We start from the raw sequence: 17,567 nt of genomic DNA on the forward strand, positions 1-17,567 counted from the left end.
CCGGCTCAGTCCACCCCGAAGATCTTCTCCAGGTACGCCGCCACGCCGTCCTCGGTGTTCGCCGTCGTCACGTCGTCGGCGACCGCCAGGACGGCGCGGTGCGCGTTTGCCACCGCCACACCACGCCCGGCCCAGGTCAGCATCGGCACGTCGTTGGGCATGTCACCGAAGGCCAGCACGTCCGCGGCGGCCACCCCGAGCTGGTCGCAGTACCAGGCGAGGCCCGCCGCCTTGGTCACCCCGGCCGCCGAGATCTCCACCAGCCCCGAGGACGACGAGTGCGTGGCCTCGGCCAGCCCCGCCACCGCCGTGGCGATCAGCTCGGCGAAGGCATCCGGGTCCTGCTCGCCGGCTCGGGCGAGGAGCTTCACCGCCGGGACCGAGAGCAACTCCTCCGGCGTCTCGATCGGCCGGATGCCGTTGGCATCGGCGTCCCAGCGCAGCGGGTAGTGCGCCTCGTGCCGCATCTCCCGGCTGTCCAGGATCTCCACGGCGAAGCTGATCCCGGGCACCTCGGCCCGTAGCCTGCGGGCCACCTCCGCCAGGTGGTGCGGGGCGAGCGGGTCAGCCCGCACCACCTCGTCCTCGAACGGGTCGTAGACGACCGCGCCGTTGGCGCAGACCGCCGGCAGCGGTCGGGCGAGCTGGTCGTACACCATCTTGAGCCAGCGGACCGGACGGCCGGTGACCAGGACGACAGGCGTGCCTCGCGCGGAGATCCGCGCGAGCAGGTCGGCGGTGCGTGGGCTGACGGTGTGGTCGTCTCGGATCAGCGTGCCGTCGATGTCAGTGGCGATGAGGCGGGGTGTGTCTCCCATTACCGGGACAGTAGCCGGTCCAGATACACCGCCACCCCGTCGTCGTCATTGCGCAGGGTCACCTCGTCGGCGGCGGCGCGCAGGGCGGGGTGCGCGTTGGCCACCGCCACCCGGGACCAACCGGCCCACTCGAACATCGGCAGGTCGTTGGGCATGTCGCCGAAGACCAGGACGTCGGCCGGGTCCACCCCGAGACTCTGTGCCACCACCGTCAGCCCGGTCGCCTTGTCCACGCCCGGCGGGCAGATCTCGATGAAGCCGAGCCCGGCCTGGGTGAGCGTGGCCACCTGCGAAGGGATGATCCGCCGGGCCGCCGCCAGCAGTTCGTCCACGTGGTGGTCGGCGGTGCGGGCGAACGCCTTGATCACGTCGCAGGCGAGGCACTCGTCGCGAGTGCGGGCCTCGAACCGGTCCTGGTAGGGCCAGCTCTCGTGATAGTCGCCCCACAGCGGGGCGTCGTGCTCGTCGGACGCCTCGACCATCACCGTCAGCGGGCCGACCTCGGCCTCCAGGTCGGCGAGCAGCCGGGCCAGCACCTCGGCGGGCAGCCGCTCGTCGCGGAGCACCACGGGGCCGGCCGGGTCGCTCTGGTCGACCACCCGGCCGCCGCCGGCCATCACCAGGAAGTCGGCGGCCCGGATGTCGTTGCGGGTCAGTTCGGTCAGCCGAGGGCCGCGACCGGTCGCGCCGACCACCGGAATTCCGGCGGCCCGCACCCGGTCGAGCACCCCATGGGTGTACGCGGAGACGGTGTCATCGCTGCGGACCAGTGTCCCGTCGAGGTCGGTCGCGATCAGCTTGGGCAGTCCCGGGCGGGTCATCGTTCCTCCTTCGCCCACCGCCGTCGCGCCTGCCGTCCCCTTCTGGTGAGGAGACCCTGGCGCCGTGGCGGGCAGCAACCGTACCTCGCGGAACGGGCCGCATCTCTGGCTTCCAGGCGAATCGAACGCGAACAAACCACCCCGCCCCCCACCCCCGCCCCCTTACCCCGCGATCTTGCACTTTCTGTCGCCGTTTTGCACCGTTAAGGCCCCTTATGTCGGGGCAGGAAGCGCAAGATCGCCGGGGTGCCGGGGTGCCGGGGTGCGGGGGTGCGGGGGTGCGGGGGTGCGGGGGTGCGGGGGTGCGGGGGTGCGGGGGTGCGGGGGTGCGGGGGTGCGGGGGTGCGGGGGGTGCCGGGGTGCGGGGTTTAGGGCTGGGCGTCGGGGTGGGCGAAGGGGGCGGCGGGGGTGACTGTCAGGTCGGCTGGGGCGGGTGGGCCGTACTCGTTGGGATCGGGGTTGCGGCGGCGGCGCCAGGTTCGCGATGCCGGCGGGTCGGCGGGCCGGTCATCGTCCGGTGACCCGGCGAACGCGCCAGGGGAGGCGGCGGGCGACAGCCGCAGGGCAACCGCGAACAGCACGCACGCGGCGATCGCCATCACCACACCGCGGCCGTACTCGGCTCGGAATCCATCCTGCGGCGAGTAGAAGAAACTGCGCTGAGCGGGGTTGTCGAGGGTGGTCGCGGCGGCGACCAGCAGCGCCAGCAGGGCACCGGCGAGGGTGAGGCCGGCGAGCCGGGCGTTCGGCCGCACGGCCGCCGTGCCCCGCAGGGCCAGCGCCACGGTGCAGAGGAGACCGAGGAGCCCGACCAGGTAGCCGACGCCGAAGCCACCGACCTCGGACACGCCGACCGGCACCTCGATCGTGCTCTCACCGTCCGGTCCGCTGTTCGGCAGGCTCATCACCAGCCATTCGCCGACAAGCGAGGCGACCCCGGCCACCGCGCCCAGACCGGCGAGCAGCAGCGGCAGGCGAGGGTCCTGCGCGAGGCCGCCCAGGGACAGGCCGAAGCGGCGTCGTGGAGCCGGGTCGACGGCACCCCACTCGATCACGGCCGGCCCGTCGGACCGGTCGCCCTGCCGCGGGATCGGAAGCTCGTCGGGCATCGGCCATCCTTCCGCCGGTCACGGACCTGGTCGCATCATGACACAGCCGGACCGTGGTGACCGGGATCCCACGGTAGGCGTCCGTGCCGGTCGGTCGCTCGGCGGTCAGCTTTCCGCTAGCGTTCTCCTCATGCCTATCCGTACCGCTTCAGCACAATGGCAGGGCAATCTCACCGAGGGTGCCGGCACCGTCCGCACCGGTAAGGGCGGCCTGTCGGGCAACTACTCCTTCAAGTCGCGCTTCGAGGAGGGTGAGGGCACCAACCCCGAGGAGCTGATCGCCGCCGCGCACGCCGGCTGCTTCTCGATGGCGTTCTCGAAGGCGCTCGCCGACGCCGGCTCGACGGCCACGTCGGTCGAGACCACCGCCAAGGTCCACCTGGACAAGACCGACGCCGGCATGACCGTGACCCGGATCGACCTGGAGACCGTCGGTCAGGTTCCGGGCATCGACGACGCGGAGTTCCAGAAGCTCGCCGAGGCCGCCAAGGCCAACTGCCCGATCTCCCGCCTGCTCTCGCCGGGTGCCGAGATCACCCTCAGCGCGCGCCTGGCCTCCTGAGCGGTCGACCCACAAACAGCCCGGTCGACTCACGACCGCTCGTTCACGGACAGAGCACCCGCCCACCCCTGGGCGGTCTGCTCTCTCCGTGAGCCTGCGGAGCGGGCCAACGGCACGTCACGAGGGACCCGCCGGGTCCGGCATCGGGCAGAATGGGTGGCGTGCCGGTGGAGATGACCCGTGAGCGCTTCGAGGAGCTGGTTGGCGACGCCCTCGACGAGGTGCCCGAGGAACTGCTCGGCCTGATGAGCAACGTGGTCATCCTCGTCGAGGACGACCCGCCGCAGGGCGAGGCGGACCTGCTCGGCCTCTACGAGGGCCACGCCCTCACCAGCCGCGGCTGGGACTACTCGGGGGTGTTGCCGGACCGGATCTTCATCTACCGGCGCCCGATTCTGCGGATCTGCGACAACGACGACGACGTCGTCGACGAGGTCGCGGTGACCGTCGTGCACGAGATCGCCCACCACTTCGGCATCGATGACGAACGGCTGCACGCCCTGGGCTGGGGCTGAGCCCACCGGCGGCGGCGCGGTCGCCGCTTGGCCGATGGCCCGTGGTTGCCCTGGTCGCCTACCTTCGGTGCAGCGAACGCAACCCTGTCAGGAGGCACCCTTTCATGCGCAGTGAGCTGTTCTCCGCCGAGAACCTGGAGAAGGAGTCCGCGCAGCCCGGCATGCGGCTGCAGAACTCCAAGATGTTGAAGATCGAACTCAACGGCGAGGCGATGGCCCGGGTCGGGTCGATGGTCGCCTACCAGGGCAATGTGCAGTTCCAGGCGCTGGGCTCGGGCGGGCTCGGCAAGTTCCTCAAGCAGAAGCTCACCGGCGAGGGCGTCCCGCTGATGAAGGTCTCCGGCCACGGTGACGTCTTCCTCGCCGAACTCGCCAAGGACGTGCACATCATCGACCTGGAGCCGGGCGACGCCCTCTCCATCAACGGCTCCAGCGTGCTCGCCTTCGACTCGACCCTCCAGTACGACATCAGGATGGTCGGCGGCGCCGGGATGGCCTCGTCGTCCGGGCTGTTCAACTGTGTGTTCAGCGGCCACGGACGGATCGCCATCACCACCAAGGGCACCCCGGTCGTGCTCAACGTGGACGCCCCCACGTATGTCGACCCGCAGGCAGCGGTCTGCTGGTCGGCAAGCCTCCAGACCGGCTACCACCGTGCCGAGCAGTTGGGCCTCGGCACGCTGCTGGGCCGACGCACCGGCGAGTCGTTCACGATGAGCTTCGCCGGCCAGGGCTTCGTGGTGGTGCAGCCGTCCGAGGAGCCGCCGATCATGGGCAGCGGCCAGCAGCAGCAGGAGGGCGGTCTGCTCGGCGGTCTGCTGAGCTGACCACCCGCTGAGCTGACCACTTCGGTGCGGGCGGCCCCCCAGGTGGAGGGCGCCCGCACCGGTCAGGTCAGCTCGCCCGTGCGCAGTCGGGCCAGCCAGGCCGCCGCGTCGACGTAGTCGAAGTCCGAGAGGCCCGCCGGCGCGGGCACCGGCCGATCGCCCGCTGCCTCGGCCCACCGGTGCCGGGGGTACGAGCCCAGGAAGCGCACGTCCGCGCAGACCCGGCGCAGCCCCTGCAACGCCTCGCCCAGTCGTACGTCGGCCACGTGCCCGGTGCAGTCCAGGAAGAAGACGTACCGGCCCAGCGCCTCCCCGGTGGGGCGGGACTCGATCCGGGTCAGGTTGATGCCCCGGACGGCCAACTCCATCAGCACGGACAGCAGCGCGCCGACCCGGTCGTGGGCGATGTAGACCGCGAGCGAGGTGACGTCGTCGCCGGTCGACGGCGGGGGTGGCCCGGGACGGGACACCAGCGCGAATCGGGTCACCGCGTCCGGGTGATCGGCGATCTTGTCGGCGAGTGTCGCGAGCCGGTGCCGGGCCGCCCCGATCGGCGCGCAGATGGCCGCGTCGTACTCGCCGGCACCGGCGCCCGCCGCGGCGGCACCGTTGGAGAGCACGTCGACCACCACGGCGTCGGGCAGATGATCGCGCAGCCAGCCCCGGCACTGGGTGGAGGCCTGCGGATGGGCCGCCACGGTGTGGATCGAGGTCAGCGGAGTGTCGGGCCGCGCGCCGAGCACGAACTCCACCGGCAGGATCACCTCTCGGGTGATCACCAACGGCGCGCCCTCGGCCATCTCGTCCAGGGTGACGCCCACCGCGCCGCCGATCGAGTTTTCCAGCGGCACCAGTGCCGCGTCGGAGTCGCCGGTCCGGACGCTGTCCAGCGCCTCCCCGACGCTGCGGGCAGGGGTACGGGTGCCGCGCTCGGCGGCGGGGAGTGTGCGCAGGGCCTGCTCGGCGAAGGTGCCCTCCGGCCCGAGGTAGACGAAGCGTGTCGGCGGTGTTCCCGGCATGTCGGTCAGCCTACGCACTCGGCCGGACGGCTGGACCGGCGTCGCAGGCGAGGGCGCGGATTCCGGCCGGGCCGGTGGCGCGTACCTCGATGGTGCAGACGTCGGTGCCGGCGGTGACGAGGGTCGGCGCGGTCCCCTGGCCGCGGGTGACCACCTGGAGTTCCTCGTGCCCGGTCACCTCCAGAACGGTGTACTGCCACTCGCCGGCGCAGAGCGGCCCGGTGCGGACCTGGACCCGGACGTTGGCCGGGAGCACTCCGGCCCGGCCCCGCAGCAGTTGCACCACCCGCTGACCGGTCGGGCCGTTTCGGCAGGCCGTCGCGACCAGACCGGCGTCCGGAGTGGGCGTGACCGTGCCGGGTGGCGGCGCGCTGGCCGGCGGGCCGGTGGGTGGGGTGCTCGGGCCGGATGTCGTCGGAGCTGCGGTGCGGGTGGGCGCGGCCGTCGGCTCGGACAACTCGGGTGGGGCGCCACAGCCGGCGAGCACCGCGACGGCGAGCACCGCGAGCGCGACCGGTCGGACCTGGACCGTGGGTCGCGCGAGGGCGTGATCGGACGCCCGGTCACGTGGTGCCGGTGGGAGGTGGGACGTCGCCCGTGGTTGGGGAGACGAGGGGCGGGGCGGGGCGAACGGCACGGGCCGATCCTCGGGACATCGGAGAATTCGTCGCGGCCGGGGTGGCCGAGCCTCATCGTAGGGTCAGCGACTGATCGGGTGAAGGTCAGCCGGTGACGCGGTGCCCCGCGCGCTGGAGGGCGGCCGTGCCCTCGGTCAGCCGGACGGTCGGCACCAGCAGATAGTCGGTGTCGAAGGTGGAGAAGGTGAGCACGCTGACCCGTGCCTCGGCGAGCGGGTCGACGAGCGCGGCCAGGCTGCCGGTGCTCGCCAACTGCACCGGGGCGGTCACCCGTAGGCAGCGCCAGACGGTTTCCACCGCGGCTTGCGCCGGCACCCGATCTGCTGGGCAGATCACCGAGATCCCGTCGCAGGTCCAGCTCACCGTGACCACGTCGGTGCCGTTCAGCCCGCTCGACAACGCGTACGGCAGGGCGGTGCCGGCGGTCAGCCGGCACACCGCGTACTCCCCTGGCAGCACGGCGATATCGAGCATGAGGGCACCTTACGGCCTACTCGCGCGCGGCTGGGCCAGCAACGCCGTGTGCGGCTTTGTCGCTGGTCAGACCTCGGAGAAGAAGGTGAGCGAGCCGGCCACGGCCCCGTCGGTGAGCACCGGGGTGGAGATCGCGTCGACTGTCGCGTCGGAGCTGTTCGCGGAGGCGGCCTGCACCCGGAGTAACCCGCGGGCGAGTCGACCGGAGGAGAGCGCCAGCAGGGGCGGGATCTTGTCGATTTCGGCCTCGGTCAGCTCGCCCCGGTTGGCGGTGAAGTCGAGAAGGCGCAGCCCGCCGTTGAGCAGCGGTCGACCGATCAGGCCGTCCGGCTCGCCCAGGCAGAGCAGCTCACAGCCGGCGGTGGAGATCGCCACCACCAGGGTGTCGGCGTCGATCAGCAGGCACGGCTCGTCGGCCCGGGAGACCGTCGAGGACCACTGGCCGACGTTGCCGGACTCCGGCTCTGGCAAGGCCCGCGCCGCCGGCACGAACGCTTCTGAGAGCGAAAGTTCGACGTGGGCCACCGCGCCTCCTATGTGCACCGATCGACTGTCCACGCTAGCGGGTCGCCGACGGAATCACCGAGCGCACCGGGTCACCGAGCCGCGCAGCGTGAACCGGGCGGTCGGTGACGGCGCGGAAACCGGTGAGGTCGAAGGGGGGCCGGAGCCGCGTGGCGTCGTCGGTGACGTTACCGGCGGTGGGCCGGCTTGTCAGCGGCCGTTCGGCCCTCGTCGTACCACCGGTAGTCGGCTGGTGGACGGTACGTGCCGTTCAGCCAGGTGCCGGGGTGCTGTGCGACCCGGGAGAGCTTTTCGGCGGTGGCCGGGCTGATCCGGCTGCCACCGGCCACGAGGAGCCGGTCCAGCTCTCGGTGGGTGGCCATCAGACAGTCCTTCGGAAGGCCGTAGACACTGATCACGCCGGAGCCGACGAAGGTCAGCACCGGCGTGACCGGGACGGGCAGCCCCACCGCGTCGGAGAGAGCCTTGCTGGCCCGCTTGGCGTCCCGGCGGGACTCCGCCACGTAGGGCGGACGCTTGCCGTTGATCTGCACGACGTCCCCGGCGACGAGCACCCTGGCCCGGCCGTGGTCGGCGATGGTCACGGCGAACAGGCCGCTCGGCCCGATGGCGAGGAACCCGGCGCGCTCGTCCTGACCGCGGTCGAGGACGTCGGTGACGTCGGTGCGCGGCCACTCGATGACGTGCCAGGCAGGCCCGAGGTGGTCGAGTTGACCCAGTGCCCGCGCTCCGGCCGCCTCCAGGCGGCGCGCACCCCGCTCGGCACGACGGCGGCGAGCCCATTCGAGCGGTGTCGGACGGACCGGTTCGAGAACCCCGGGCGACTCGACGCGGGGGTGTGGCACCGCGACGGGCGGCAGTGCCCGAGCGGACGGTACGGCTCGTCGTGCGGGAAAGACAGTCATCGCGACCTCCGGCAAAAGGTCCCTCGAAGTTATGTCCTCACTACCCTACGTCGCCACTACCGGTGTTCGGCAAGCCGGAGCGCCGGAGTGACTACGGATGAATGCCATATTCATCCACAGTTCTTTTCTCGGATGCCGCCAAACCCTGCCCTACGCTGCGGGAGTGACCCACTACGTCGACAGTGAAGTCGGCCGGCTCGGCACTGTACTGCTGCACCGGCCCGGCCCCGAACTGGCCCGGCTCACCCCACGCAACAACGACTCGCTCCTGTTCGACGCGATCCCCTGGGTCGGACGAGCCCAGGAGGAGCACGACGCGTTCGCCGCCGCCCTGCGCGACCGTGGAGTCGAGGTGCTCTACCTGGCCACCCTGCTGACCGAGACGCTTGCCGTCGCGGACGCCCGGGCCGAGCTCACCGAGCAGGTGCTGCGCTCCCGGCGGCTCGGCGACACCCTGCGGGCCCGCGTCGCGGACCACCTCGCCTACCTCGACCCGGCCGCCCTGGCCGACGTGCTCACCGCCGGGCTGGCCCACGAGGAGCTGCGGATCAGCTCGGAGCGGCCGGGCGGGCTGGTCTACACACTGATGGACCGGCACGACTTCGTCATCGACCCGTTGCCCAACCTGTTGTTCACCCGCGACTCGTCGCTGTGGATCGGCGACCGGGTCGGTGTCACCAGCCTGGCCATGCCGGCCCGCAGCCGCGAGACCACCCTGACCGACGCCATCTACCGCCACCATCCACGCTTCGCTGGCACCGAGTTCGTCTACCGCCCGAACCTGGAGCACCTGGAGGGCGGGGACGTGCTGCTGCTCGCGCCCGGCGTGCTGGCGGTCGGGGTGGGTGAGCGGACCACACCGGCCGGTGCCGAACGACTCGGCCGGCAGGTCTTCGCCGCCGGCCTGGCGCACACCATGCTGGTGGTGCCGATCGCCCAGAAGCGCGCCACCATGCACCTCGACACGGTCTGCACGATGGTCGACGTGGACGCCGTACTGATGTATCCCAACATCGCGAGCACGCTGTCCGCGTACACGGTGATCGCCGGCGCGGACGGCGAGGACCCGCGGGTGGACGGTCCCGCGCCCTTCCTGCGGGCGGCCGCCGACGCGATGGACCTCGACCTGCTGCGGGTCATCGACACCGGGCTGGACCCGGTGACCGCGGAACGCGAACAGTGGGACGACGGCAACAACACCCTCGCGTTGGCGCCCCGGCTCTGCGTCGGTTACGAGCGCAACACCGAGACCAACGCCCAGTTGGAGCGCGCCGGCATCGAGGTGATCCCGATCGCCGGCTCCGAGTTGGGCTCCGGCCGGGGCGGGCCGCGCTGCATGTCCTGCCCGATCACCCGCGACCCCTTGTGAGTTTGGGCGCCGTCTCCGGGAAAAGGCGCCCAAACACGGCTCAGCGCAGGGTGAGTTGCCGGCCGAGCAGACCCTGGCGGGAGCGCCGGCCGGCGGCGTCGAGCGGGTCGGCGGCGGTCAGCGCCTCGGCGTACCGCTTGGCGAACTGCGCCACCGGCTCCTCCCAGTCGGCCGCCGGAGTGGCCTCCGGCAGGTCCCAGACCGGCACCAGCCGACCGTGCGCGCGAAACATGCCGGCGAACTTGGTCTGCTCGCCGAGCGTCAGCGAGCCGGCCGCACCGAGGCGGGCCAGAGCGTCCAGGGCGGCGTCCTCGTCGTCCGGCAGCACCCAACGCACGTGTGCCTTCTCCGGGACCCGACACCAGTAAGCGGCCTTCGCCGCGGTCAGCCGCACCGTCGGGTAGATGGCCGCGTTCGCCCGTTCCAGTGACGCCTGGACGGTCGGGTCATCCGCGGCGCCGGGGTCGAGCCAGAACTCGAAGCCCTCGTGCATGGTGATGTCCAGTGGCCCGTCCACGAGGATGTCCTGCAGACGGGGTCCAGGGCCGGGCAGCGGCGGCACGGCCACCTGGCCACCCGGTTCGGTCCGCAGCGCGCAGAGCAGCGCCTCGGCCAGATCCCGGGAGACGTCACCGGACTGCTGGTGGCGTTGCAGACCGATGAGCACCCGACCGTCCGGCTTGGTGATCGCCGGAGCGGCCATCGGCAGCACCGTGGCGAGCGTCGCCGACCGGTCGCCGAACTCCTCGACCAGGGCGGGTGCCAGCCGCAGCGGCGCGGAGGCGGCGGGCACCAACTCGCGCAGCGCGATCCATTCGGCCTCGTCGACCAGCCCGTCGAACGGACGCGGCACGAAGACGTCCCGTACCTTGTCGCGGCGGGGGGCGGTGTCGGTGGTGGTGCGCTGGCTCTTTCGACGCTTACTCACGGCGTCACAGCCTAGAGCCCCGGCCGGCCCACCGTGGGCCGGACCCGCCCGAGCCCGGCTCAGCCCGCCGGCACCAGGTCGGATCGGGGTGCCGGCGACGGCGCGAACTCCGCCCAGACGCGCTGGCCCATGCCGTCCTGCTCGACACCCCAGCGGGTGGCCAGACCGGCCACGATGTGCAGCCCCCGCCCGTCCGCCGCGTCCTCGCTGGCCGTCCGGATTTGCGGCGCGGTGTTCGCGCCGCCGTCGGTGACTCCGAGCTGGATCAGTGGACCCTGGGTCGAGGGTCGCAACCGCCAGGCCACGCGGACCACTCCGCCGGGCAGGGGCCTGGCGTGCCGAACCGCGTTGCCCACCAGCTCCGCGAGCACCGCGATCAGGTCCGCGAGGAGCATCGGGGGTACGACGCCCGCCAGCTCACCGGCCAGCCGGTGCCGGGCCAGCCGTGCCCCGGCCGGGTGGTGCGGAACCACCACGCACCACGCCTGATCCCTCGCTGCCACCGTCGCCTCCACGTCGCGCCACCTGGGTCAACCGCGCGGTAGCCGCACCTCTGCGACCGTACCGCCGTCGGTCCTCGGACGTAGGGATACCCATCCATTCTGTTGTTCAACGATCCGGCGGACGAGATAGAGGCCGAGCCCGGCCCCCGGGTAGCCGCGCCGGTCGCCGGACTCGCCCTGCCAGAACCTGTCGAACGCCCGCTCCACGTGCTCCGGTCGGATGCCGATGCCCCGGTCGCTGACCCGGAACGCCACCAGTTGACCGTCCACCGCGGCGGCGATCTCGATCGGCGACTCCGGTGGGGAGTACTTGCCGGCGTTGGTCGTCAGCTCGGTCAGCACGGTGGCCAGGCTGGGCCGGTGGCCGAGCGCCTTGGGCAGGTCGGCCGGGAGGCGGAGCACCAACCGGCGACGCAGGTCCGTCGGCAGGTCCAGGACGGCGGAGCGCAGCGCTTCGCCGAGGTCGAACGGGGTGGGCGGATCGTCACCCGGCCCGGCCTCGGCCGCCGAGCTGAGGAGACGGTCGACCAACCGGGCCAGCTCGTTGGCGCGTTGCCCGATCACCCGGGCCGCCTGCCGTCGGTCGACCTCGGTCAGCGAGTCCCAGTGGTCGGTGAGGGTGTCCGCGTACCCCTTGATCACGGTGACCGGCGTACGGAGTTCGTGGCTGGTCACCGCGACGAACAGCTCCCGGTCATGGTCGCGGCGCTGCTGGTCGGTGATGTCGCGGAAGGTGACCACCCGCAGCGCGCCGGGACCGGGCAACTCGCCGGAGGTGATCCGCAGCCAGCGGCCGTCCGGCATCCGGTGGTCCCGGACCTGACCGGAGGGCGGCAGCGGAAACGGCAGTGGACGGCTCAGCGACTGCTCTACCGGGCGGCCGGTGACCTGGGCGGCGGCCGGGTTCCAGAGTCGGACGTACCCGTCCCGGTCGACCACGGCCAGCCCGTCGGCGAGGGCCGCCACCACCGGCCCGTCCCCGTGCACCGGCAGGCCGCTCTGGTCGCCGTACATGTGGGCGACGCAGGACGCGAGGTAGGCGACCACCCCCTGCCGCTCGGCGTCCGGCTCGTCGTCGCCGAGGTAGAGCGCGTGCAGGCTGCCGACGGTGTGGCCGCCGATCTCGGCCCGCGAGACCACCATCCAGCGCAGGTCGCTGCCGGCCAGCTCCCCGGCCAACTTGCCGTTCAGGCGGTCCACCAGCACGTTGCGGATGCGTGGCCCGTTGAGCAGGCAGACCGTGTCCGGGTCGTCGAGCGCCAGTGGACGGCCGAGCGCCCAGGCCGCCGCGCCGGTCGCGGCGATCACCCGACCACCTGTCGGACGGAACTCGACGAAGGCCATCCCGGTCGCACCGAGGGCTGGCTGGGCCACCCGGAGCAGTTGGGTGAGGACCGGAAGGCCCGCCTCCCCGGAGTTGATCATCTCGATGATGACTGTGTGACCGGTGAGGAGAGCGGGGAAATCGATACGCTCCGGCATGTGCCGAGTCTGCCCCGCCGACCGGGATTTGGCACCTCTGCCAGGTCAGCGGTTCAGCCGGGCGAGGGCGTACCCCGGCCGGTCGGTGATGATCCCGTCCGCGCCGGCCGCCAGCACCAACTCGAGGTCGGTCGGCTCGTTGACCGTCCAGACGTACACCTGGTTGCCGGCCGTGCGGAGTGCCGGCAGCAGTTGCGGGCGGGCCCGGACCAGGCCGATGCCCGGCCCGGCGATCCGGGTGCCGAACGGCAGCCGACCCAACCGCGGCCAGCGTGGCAGCACCTCGAGCAGGAGCACCGTGGGCAGCTTCGGAGCGAGTTCGTGCACCCGGCGGACCGCCAGCGGCGAGAACGACATGACGGTGACCTGCACCGGGTCGTCCGGTGCCGGGTCGGCCAGCCCGTACCGGCGCAGCAGGGTGATCAGTCGCCGTTCCACGTTCGAGCCGTAGCGGGACGGGTGCTTCGTCTCCACCAGCAACCGGACCGGCCGCCCGGCGGCGAGCACCGCGTCCAGCAGCCGGGTCAGGGTCAGCAGGCGGGTGTGCGAGTCGTCCGGCGGTACGTCCCCGTCCGGCGCGCTGCCCGGATGCCACGAGCCGAAGTCCAGCGCCTCCAGCTCGGCGAGGGTACGCGCGCTGACCAGACCGCGACCGTTGCTGGTGCGGTCGAGCCGTCGGTCGTGCACGCAGACCAGGTGCCCGTCCCGGGTCAGCCGGACGTCGCACTCCAGGCCGTCGGCGCCCTCGTCGAGAGCCCGCAGGTACGCGGCCAGGGTGTGCTCGGGCAGGTCGTACGAGGCGCCGCGGTGCGCGAAGACAAGTGGACCACCCATCGCGGCCGCCTCAGATGACCTGGCCGGGCTGCCCGTTCGCGTCGACCACCGGGCGGCCGACGGCAGCCCACTGGCGCATCCCGCCGTCGGCGTTGCGCACCCGCTCCCAGCCGTTGTTGGCCAGGTAGGCGACGACCTGGGCGGAACGCCCCCCGGAGCGGCAGATGACCGCCACCTCCCGGTCGGTGGGCACCTCGGCCAGTCGGGCCGGCAGCTCCATCATCGGCAGGTGGTGGGCGGTGGGCGCATGGCCGGCCGCCCATTCGTCGGTCTCCCGCACATCCAGCAGGTAGGTGTCGTCGGCGATCTCGGTCACGGGCACGGTGGGAACCTGGGGTCCGAACACAGGAAGCAACACTAGATCCTCGTCGACCGGTTCCGCACCGACCTGGCCGTCGCCACTGTCACAACCGGGTCACCCAGCGCGGGTTGGCCTGTGCCCAGGACGGCATCTGGCGGCCGCGAACCGCCTCGAACAGCCCGTTGCCCCCGTTGTCCAGCACCACGTACGAGACCTCGTCGATGGTTTGTGGGGACGACGGCACCTGGACGCCGCGCATCCCGTCGGGCGGCAGCGCGCGGAGCGCGAGGAGCAGATCCGCGAGGGGTACGCCGTTCGTGTCGACGGTCAACGAGCCACCCACCGCCCGGAGCACCTGGTCCAACTTGACCGGGTTGCTCCGCAGATCGGCCCTGCCGGCGCTGTCCAGCATCGCGCGGAGCAGTTGCTGCTGGTGGTGCTGCCGGTCGTAGTCGCCCCCGGGCAGGTCGTAGCGCTGCCGGACGTAGTCCAGGGCCTGCGCTCCGTCCATCTCTTGGCAGCCCACCGGGAAGACGCGGTTGGTGTGGATGGACCGGACCTCGGTGTCCACGCACATCTGCACCCCGCCGAGGAGGTCGATGACCTTCCGGAAGCCGGAGAAGTCGATGAGCGCGGCACCGTCGAACCGGATTCCGGTGAGCCGGTTGAGGGTGGCAGAGAGCAGTTGGGCGCCGGCCTGCCCGCCACCGCCGTGCTCGTACGCCGCATTGATCTTGTCCTGACCACCACCGAAGCCGTTCGCGGGCGGGATGGCGACCAGCAGGTCACGCGGGACGGAGACCAGGTACGCCTCCCGCTGGCCGGCCGGCACGTGCACGATGAGGATGGTGTCGGAGCGTTGGTCCGGTCCGCTGCCGCCGGGGCGGCGGTCGGAGCCGACCAGAAGATAGTTGAGCGGCCCGTCCAGGTCGGTGCGGTCGGTGCGGGCGTCGGGGTCGAGCAACTGTTCCTTGGTCACCGTGCGGTCGTACCGGTTGGTGAGCGTCTTGAGCCCGACCACGGCGAGCCCGGCCAGCAGGACGAGGGCCAGGCCGATGCCCAGCATGATCCGCGACCCGCGGGCGCGGCGTACTCGGCTGGGCGGGGCCGCTCCGGCCCGGCCCGCCACGTTCCGTCCCCACCTGGACGTGACCGCCTCCCCGCAGCCGATACGTGAAACCTGCTCACGTCAGGCTACGGGCGGTGAACGGGCGGTCGCCGGCTTTCCGGACTTCCGGCCAGCGTCCCTCACTTGCGGGTGGAGATCACCTCGGGGTGGTTGAAGACGAATTCGGCGAGCTTGTCCTGCTTGACCGCCCGGAACATTTCCTTCGTCACGTCGTTCAACGCCTCGGTGCCGTTGCCGGAGCCGTTGTAGGTGCCGTTGTTGGTCTTGAGCATGGTCAGCTCGTTCGCGGTCACCCCGCGCATGGTGAAGATGAAGTTCTCGATCGACGCGCCACCGGTGTCCAGCACGAACGCCTTGCCGGCCGCCTTGATCAGCTGCTGGAGCTTGGTCGGGTTGGTCAACATCCCGCCGTCGGTGGCCTTCTTTGCCATCGCCTTGATCAGTTGCTGCTGGTTCTGCTGCCGGTCGTAGTCGCCGCCGGGCAACCCGTAGCGCTGCCGGGAGTAGTCCAGCGCCGCCCAGCCCTCCATCTGCTGGCAGCCCTTCTTGTGCACCACCACGGTGCGGGGCTTGCCGGTCTTCTTGGCGTCGGCGTTCCACATCGGCTTGCCGTCGACGATCGACATGTGCTTCGACTTGACCTCGTGACTCACGCAGATCCGCACGGTGCCGAGGGTGTCGATGACGTTCTTGAAGCCGCCGAAGTTGATGATCGCCGCCCCGTCGAAGCTGATGCCGGTGAGACCCTTGATCGTCTGGGCCATCAACTGGGCGCCGCCCTCCCAGCCGCCGCCGTTGCGGGCGCCGGCCTCGAACGCGGCATTGATCTTCTCGGTGCCGCCGGCGTAACGACTCTTCGGGAACGCCGGAATCTGCGCCTCGGTGTCCCGCGGGATGGAGATCAGGTACGCCTGATCGTGCGTGGCCGGGATGTGCAGGATGATGATGCTGTCCGAGCGGACGTTGTCGGCGGCCCAGCGCTCCCGGGCGTCCACACCGAGGAGCAGCATGTCGATCGGGCCGTCCAGGCTGGCCCCGCCCTCGGCGTCGGACTTGCTCGCGTCACCGAGCAGGTTGCGTTGCGCGATGTCGCCGGTGGCCTGGCCGATCAGCACCTTGCCGCCGACGATGCCCACGCCGCTGCTGAGCATCAGCACCGCCCCGAACACCACGGTCAACCGGGCCCACAGCGGGTCCTTGCGCTTAGTCCGCTTCCTCGCCGACCCTCCGCCACCCACCCGGCCACCGTCGCCGCTGCCGGGCGGGCGACCGCCCGGCCCACCACGTGAGGGGAGTGTCTGCGCCGGTATGGCCGCAGAGACACGGCCGCTGGGGGCGGCGGACCCGGGGGTAGGAGGGCGGCGACTGGCCTGAACCGGCATTCGTGCTCCAGCTCGTGATCAGGAGGGGGCGGCACCACTGTACGTACATCAAATCGTCTTGGCGAGTTCATCCTGGATCAATCCCGACGCCGATTCACAGGAATCAGGCCGATCGGCGCGTCTCGATGACCCGACCGGTGGGTGACCGTCGGCCCGGCGTACCACCGGCCGACCGGGTGCGGTCAGCCGCCGTCCTTGCCCTTCGGCGGGTTGGCCTTGACCCACTCCGCCATCGTGTCCGCAGTCATGGCCCGGTACATCGCGAGTGCCCTCTCCCGGTCCGAGACCACCACCGACTCGCCGTTGATCGTGTCGCTGCCCGAGTTCGGGCTGGTCACAAAGGTGAGGTTCTGGCCGCGCAGGTTGCGGAACTGCAACGCCATATCAGTAACCGAGAAATCCTGGTCGACGGTTACGGCCGCGGTCACCGACTTGAGGAAGTTGTTGAGCTTCCCCGGGTTCGCCAGCGTGCCGGTGCTCGCCGCCTTGTCCATCAGCGCGCGGAGGAACTCCTGCTGGTGCCGCATCCGGGCGAAGTCCCCGTCCGGGAACTGCTTGCGCTGGCGGATCCAGTCCAGCGCCTCCGCGCCGTCCATGTGGTTGGTGCCCTTGGTGAACGTCCGGTACGGCTTGTGGATCGAGGTGATGGTCCGCTCCACCTTCAGGTCCACCCCGCCCAGGGCGTCGGTGACCTCCTTGAACCCGCCGAAGTCGATCGCCATCACGTGGTCGATCCGGACGTCGGTGAAGCACTCCACCGTGCGAACCGCCAGCGGCAGCCCGCCGAACGCGAACGCGGCGTTGATCTTCGCGCGCTGCCCGGAGTCGCAGGCCGCACCGGCGCTCTCCGGAATCGGCACGTAGAGGTCACGCGGGATGGAGACCAGGTACGCCTCCTGGTGGTCGGCCGGGATGTGCATCACGATGACCGTGTCGGCGCGCCACTGGCTCTTGCTGTCGACAGGCGCGTCCGGGTCCCGTGAGTCGCTGCCGACCAGCAGGATGTTCAGCGCGCCATCCACCGTCTTGGCCGGACGGCCGCCGGTGATCTCCGCGAACGGGTCGGTGCGGGCCAGGTCGTTGTCGAGGTTGCGGGCGTACAACCAGGCGCCCACGCTGCCGAGCAGCGCCAGCACCAGCACCGCGACCCCGGACACGAGGGCGATCCGACCCCAGCGGGGACGCGGCCCACGCCGCCCCGAACCGCCGGGGCCGCCCGGCCCGCCGGGTCCCCGTGGCCCCACCGGGCCGCCGGGCTTGGGCTGCTCCTCGTCGTACGGCGGGTAGAAGCGCGCCTCGGTCGGACGGGCGCGCCCGGAGGCGCCCCGGTCGGGGCCGGGGACCGACGCGCGCCCAGCGCTGCGGTGCAGGTGCGGGTGCGGGTGCGGAACGCCGGCTGACGAGGTCGCAGACATGTCACTCAGGG

At 71.6% G+C, this 17,567-nt stretch carries 20 protein-coding genes; 4 read left to right on the top strand and 16 right to left on the bottom strand.

Annotated elements, in window-relative coordinates; all coding sequences use genetic code 11:
* Positions 1 to 5 precede the first annotated feature (5 nt).
* From ACFYPM_RS14765 to ACFYPM_RS14775, 3 genes are all read right to left on the bottom strand, one after another.
* Complete coding sequence (locus ACFYPM_RS14765; protein WP_210787440.1) at positions 6 to 818, bottom strand: HAD family hydrolase; 813 nt, start codon at positions 816 to 818, stop codon at positions 6 to 8.
* Positions 818 to 1,639: an HAD family hydrolase gene (locus tag ACFYPM_RS14770; protein WP_387196005.1), complete on the bottom strand. Its 822-nt coding sequence runs from the start codon at positions 1,637 to 1,639 to the stop codon at positions 818 to 820. The genes ACFYPM_RS14765 and ACFYPM_RS14770 overlap by 1 nt, the downstream gene beginning before the upstream one ends.
* A 368-nt stretch (positions 1,640 to 2,007) precedes the next feature.
* Positions 2,008 to 2,748: a hypothetical protein gene (locus ACFYPM_RS14775; RefSeq protein WP_387196007.1), complete on the bottom strand. Its 741-nt coding sequence runs from the start codon at positions 2,746 to 2,748 to the stop codon at positions 2,008 to 2,010.
* A gap of 130 nt (positions 2,749 to 2,878) precedes the next feature.
* Between ACFYPM_RS14775 and ACFYPM_RS14780 the strand changes: the two genes are divergently transcribed.
* The 3 genes from ACFYPM_RS14780 (at position 2,879) to ACFYPM_RS14790 (ending at position 4,652) form a co-directional block, all read left to right on the top strand.
* Positions 2,879 to 3,310, top strand: a complete 432-nt coding sequence (locus ACFYPM_RS14780; RefSeq protein WP_110564777.1) for an OsmC family protein — start codon at positions 2,879 to 2,881, stop codon at positions 3,308 to 3,310.
* 167 nt (positions 3,311 to 3,477) lie between these two features.
* Positions 3,478 to 3,825: a metallopeptidase family protein gene (locus ACFYPM_RS14785; RefSeq protein ID WP_357244045.1), complete on the top strand. Its 348-nt coding sequence runs from the start codon at positions 3,478 to 3,480 to the stop codon at positions 3,823 to 3,825.
* A gap of 104 nt (positions 3,826 to 3,929) precedes the next feature.
* Entirely contained in the window at positions 3,930 to 4,652 is a 723-nt protein-coding gene (locus tag ACFYPM_RS14790) for an AIM24 family protein (RefSeq protein WP_357242806.1), read from the top strand.
* A gap of 62 nt (positions 4,653 to 4,714) precedes the next feature.
* Here ACFYPM_RS14790 and pheA read toward each other — a convergent pair whose 3' ends face one another.
* The 5 genes from pheA to ACFYPM_RS14815 form a co-directional block, all read right to left on the bottom strand.
* Positions 4,715 to 5,671 carry a prephenate dehydratase gene (gene pheA, locus ACFYPM_RS14795; RefSeq protein ID WP_387196011.1) on the bottom strand — a complete coding sequence of 319 codons (957 nt, stop codon included), beginning with the start codon at positions 5,669 to 5,671 and terminating at the stop codon, positions 4,715 to 4,717.
* 10 nt (positions 5,672 to 5,681) lie between these two features.
* Entirely contained in the window at positions 5,682 to 6,173 is a 492-nt protein-coding gene (locus ACFYPM_RS14800; RefSeq protein WP_387196425.1) for a hypothetical protein, read from the bottom strand.
* Positions 6,174 to 6,393: 220 nt separating this feature from the next.
* Positions 6,394 to 6,783, bottom strand: a complete 390-nt coding sequence (locus ACFYPM_RS14805; protein ID WP_387196014.1) for an ACT domain-containing protein — start codon at positions 6,781 to 6,783, stop codon at positions 6,394 to 6,396.
* A gap of 66 nt (positions 6,784 to 6,849) precedes the next feature.
* A complete protein-coding gene (locus ACFYPM_RS14810; protein WP_387196017.1) occupies positions 6,850 to 7,308 on the bottom strand; it encodes a hypothetical protein in 459 nt (152 codons plus the stop codon).
* 167 nt (positions 7,309 to 7,475) lie between these two features.
* The gene (locus ACFYPM_RS14815) at positions 7,476 to 8,213 is read right to left on the bottom strand and encodes a hypothetical protein (RefSeq protein WP_355030935.1); all 738 of its coding nucleotides are present in this window, start codon (positions 8,211 to 8,213) and stop codon (positions 7,476 to 7,478) included.
* A gap of 163 nt (positions 8,214 to 8,376) precedes the next feature.
* Between ACFYPM_RS14815 and ACFYPM_RS14820 the strand changes: the two genes are divergently transcribed.
* Complete coding sequence (locus ACFYPM_RS14820; RefSeq protein WP_357242792.1) at positions 8,377 to 9,582, top strand: arginine deiminase; 1,206 nt, start codon at positions 8,377 to 8,379, stop codon at positions 9,580 to 9,582.
* Positions 9,583 to 9,622: 40 nt separating this feature from the next.
* On the opposite strand, the gene ACFYPM_RS14825 is transcribed toward ACFYPM_RS14820, so the two are convergent.
* The 8 genes from ACFYPM_RS14825 to ACFYPM_RS14860 form a co-directional block, all read right to left on the bottom strand.
* A complete protein-coding gene (locus tag ACFYPM_RS14825; RefSeq protein ID WP_387196021.1) occupies positions 9,623 to 10,510 on the bottom strand; it encodes a DUF5926 family protein in 888 nt (295 codons plus the stop codon).
* 59 nt (positions 10,511 to 10,569) lie between these two features.
* The gene (locus ACFYPM_RS14830; RefSeq protein WP_387196427.1) at positions 10,570 to 10,986 is read right to left on the bottom strand and encodes an ATP-binding protein; all 417 of its coding nucleotides are present in this window, start codon (positions 10,984 to 10,986) and stop codon (positions 10,570 to 10,572) included.
* 54 nt (positions 10,987 to 11,040) lie between these two features.
* On the bottom strand, positions 11,041 to 12,495 hold the full coding sequence (locus ACFYPM_RS14835) for an ATP-binding protein (RefSeq protein ID WP_387196024.1): 1,455 nt from the start codon (positions 12,493 to 12,495) through the stop codon (positions 11,041 to 11,043).
* A gap of 45 nt (positions 12,496 to 12,540) precedes the next feature.
* On the bottom strand, positions 12,541 to 13,329 hold the full coding sequence (locus tag ACFYPM_RS14840) for a glycerophosphodiester phosphodiesterase (RefSeq protein ID WP_387196027.1): 789 nt from the start codon (positions 13,327 to 13,329) through the stop codon (positions 12,541 to 12,543).
* Between the two features lie 10 nt (positions 13,330 to 13,339).
* The gene (locus tag ACFYPM_RS14845) at positions 13,340 to 13,675 is read right to left on the bottom strand and encodes a rhodanese-like domain-containing protein (protein WP_387196030.1); all 336 of its coding nucleotides are present in this window, start codon (positions 13,673 to 13,675) and stop codon (positions 13,340 to 13,342) included.
* A gap of 58 nt (positions 13,676 to 13,733) precedes the next feature.
* A complete protein-coding gene (locus ACFYPM_RS14850) occupies positions 13,734 to 14,696 on the bottom strand; it encodes an LCP family protein (RefSeq protein WP_387196032.1) in 963 nt (320 codons plus the stop codon).
* A gap of 182 nt (positions 14,697 to 14,878) precedes the next feature.
* Positions 14,879 to 16,141, bottom strand: a complete 1,263-nt coding sequence (locus ACFYPM_RS14855) for an LCP family protein (RefSeq protein ID WP_387196035.1) — start codon at positions 16,139 to 16,141, stop codon at positions 14,879 to 14,881.
* Positions 16,142 to 16,323: 182 nt separating this feature from the next.
* A complete protein-coding gene (locus ACFYPM_RS14860; protein ID WP_387196038.1) occupies positions 16,324 to 17,556 on the bottom strand; it encodes an LCP family protein in 1,233 nt (410 codons plus the stop codon).
* Between the last annotated feature and the right edge of the window lie 11 nt (positions 17,557 to 17,567).

The sequence above is a fragment of the Micromonospora sp. NPDC005203 genome (assembly GCF_042872705.1).
In the GTDB taxonomy this organism is placed as follows: domain Bacteria; phylum Actinomycetota; class Actinomycetes; order Mycobacteriales; family Micromonosporaceae; genus Micromonospora.

What these genes read in the sequence shown, in the direction of transcription:
- ACFYPM_RS14765 (WP_210787440.1), bottom strand. Translation starts at nt 818, where the DNA reads ATGGGAGACACACCCCGCCTCATCGCCACTGACATCGACGGCACGCTG.
- ACFYPM_RS14770 (WP_387196005.1), bottom strand. Translation starts at nt 1,639, where the DNA reads ATGACCCGCCCGGGACTGCCCAAGCTGATCGCGACCGACCTCGACGGG.
- ACFYPM_RS14775 (WP_387196007.1), bottom strand. Translation starts at nt 2,748, where the DNA reads ATGCCCGACGAGCTTCCGATCCCGCGGCAGGGCGACCGGTCCGACGGG.
- ACFYPM_RS14780 (WP_110564777.1), top strand. Translation starts at nt 2,879, where the DNA reads ATGCCTATCCGTACCGCTTCAGCACAATGGCAGGGCAATCTCACCGAG.
- ACFYPM_RS14790 (WP_357242806.1), top strand. Translation starts at nt 3,930, where the DNA reads ATGCGCAGTGAGCTGTTCTCCGCCGAGAACCTGGAGAAGGAGTCCGCG.
- pheA (WP_387196011.1), bottom strand. Translation starts at nt 5,671, where the DNA reads ATGCCGGGAACACCGCCGACACGCTTCGTCTACCTCGGGCCGGAGGGC.
- ACFYPM_RS14805 (WP_387196014.1), bottom strand. Translation starts at nt 6,783, where the DNA reads ATGCTCGATATCGCCGTGCTGCCAGGGGAGTACGCGGTGTGCCGGCTG.
- ACFYPM_RS14815 (WP_355030935.1), bottom strand. Translation starts at nt 8,213, where the DNA reads ATGACTGTCTTTCCCGCACGACGAGCCGTACCGTCCGCTCGGGCACTG.
- ACFYPM_RS14835 (WP_387196024.1), bottom strand. Translation starts at nt 12,495, where the DNA reads ATGCCGGAGCGTATCGATTTCCCCGCTCTCCTCACCGGTCACACAGTC.
- ACFYPM_RS14840 (WP_387196027.1), bottom strand. Translation starts at nt 13,329, where the DNA reads ATGGGTGGTCCACTTGTCTTCGCGCACCGCGGCGCCTCGTACGACCTG.
- ACFYPM_RS14850 (WP_387196032.1), bottom strand. Translation starts at nt 14,696, where the DNA reads ATGCTGGGCATCGGCCTGGCCCTCGTCCTGCTGGCCGGGCTCGCCGTG.
- ACFYPM_RS14855 (WP_387196035.1), bottom strand. Translation starts at nt 16,141, where the DNA reads ATGCCGGTTCAGGCCAGTCGCCGCCCTCCTACCCCCGGGTCCGCCGCC.
- ACFYPM_RS14860 (WP_387196038.1), bottom strand. Translation starts at nt 17,556, where the DNA reads ATGTCTGCGACCTCGTCAGCCGGCGTTCCGCACCCGCACCCGCACCTG.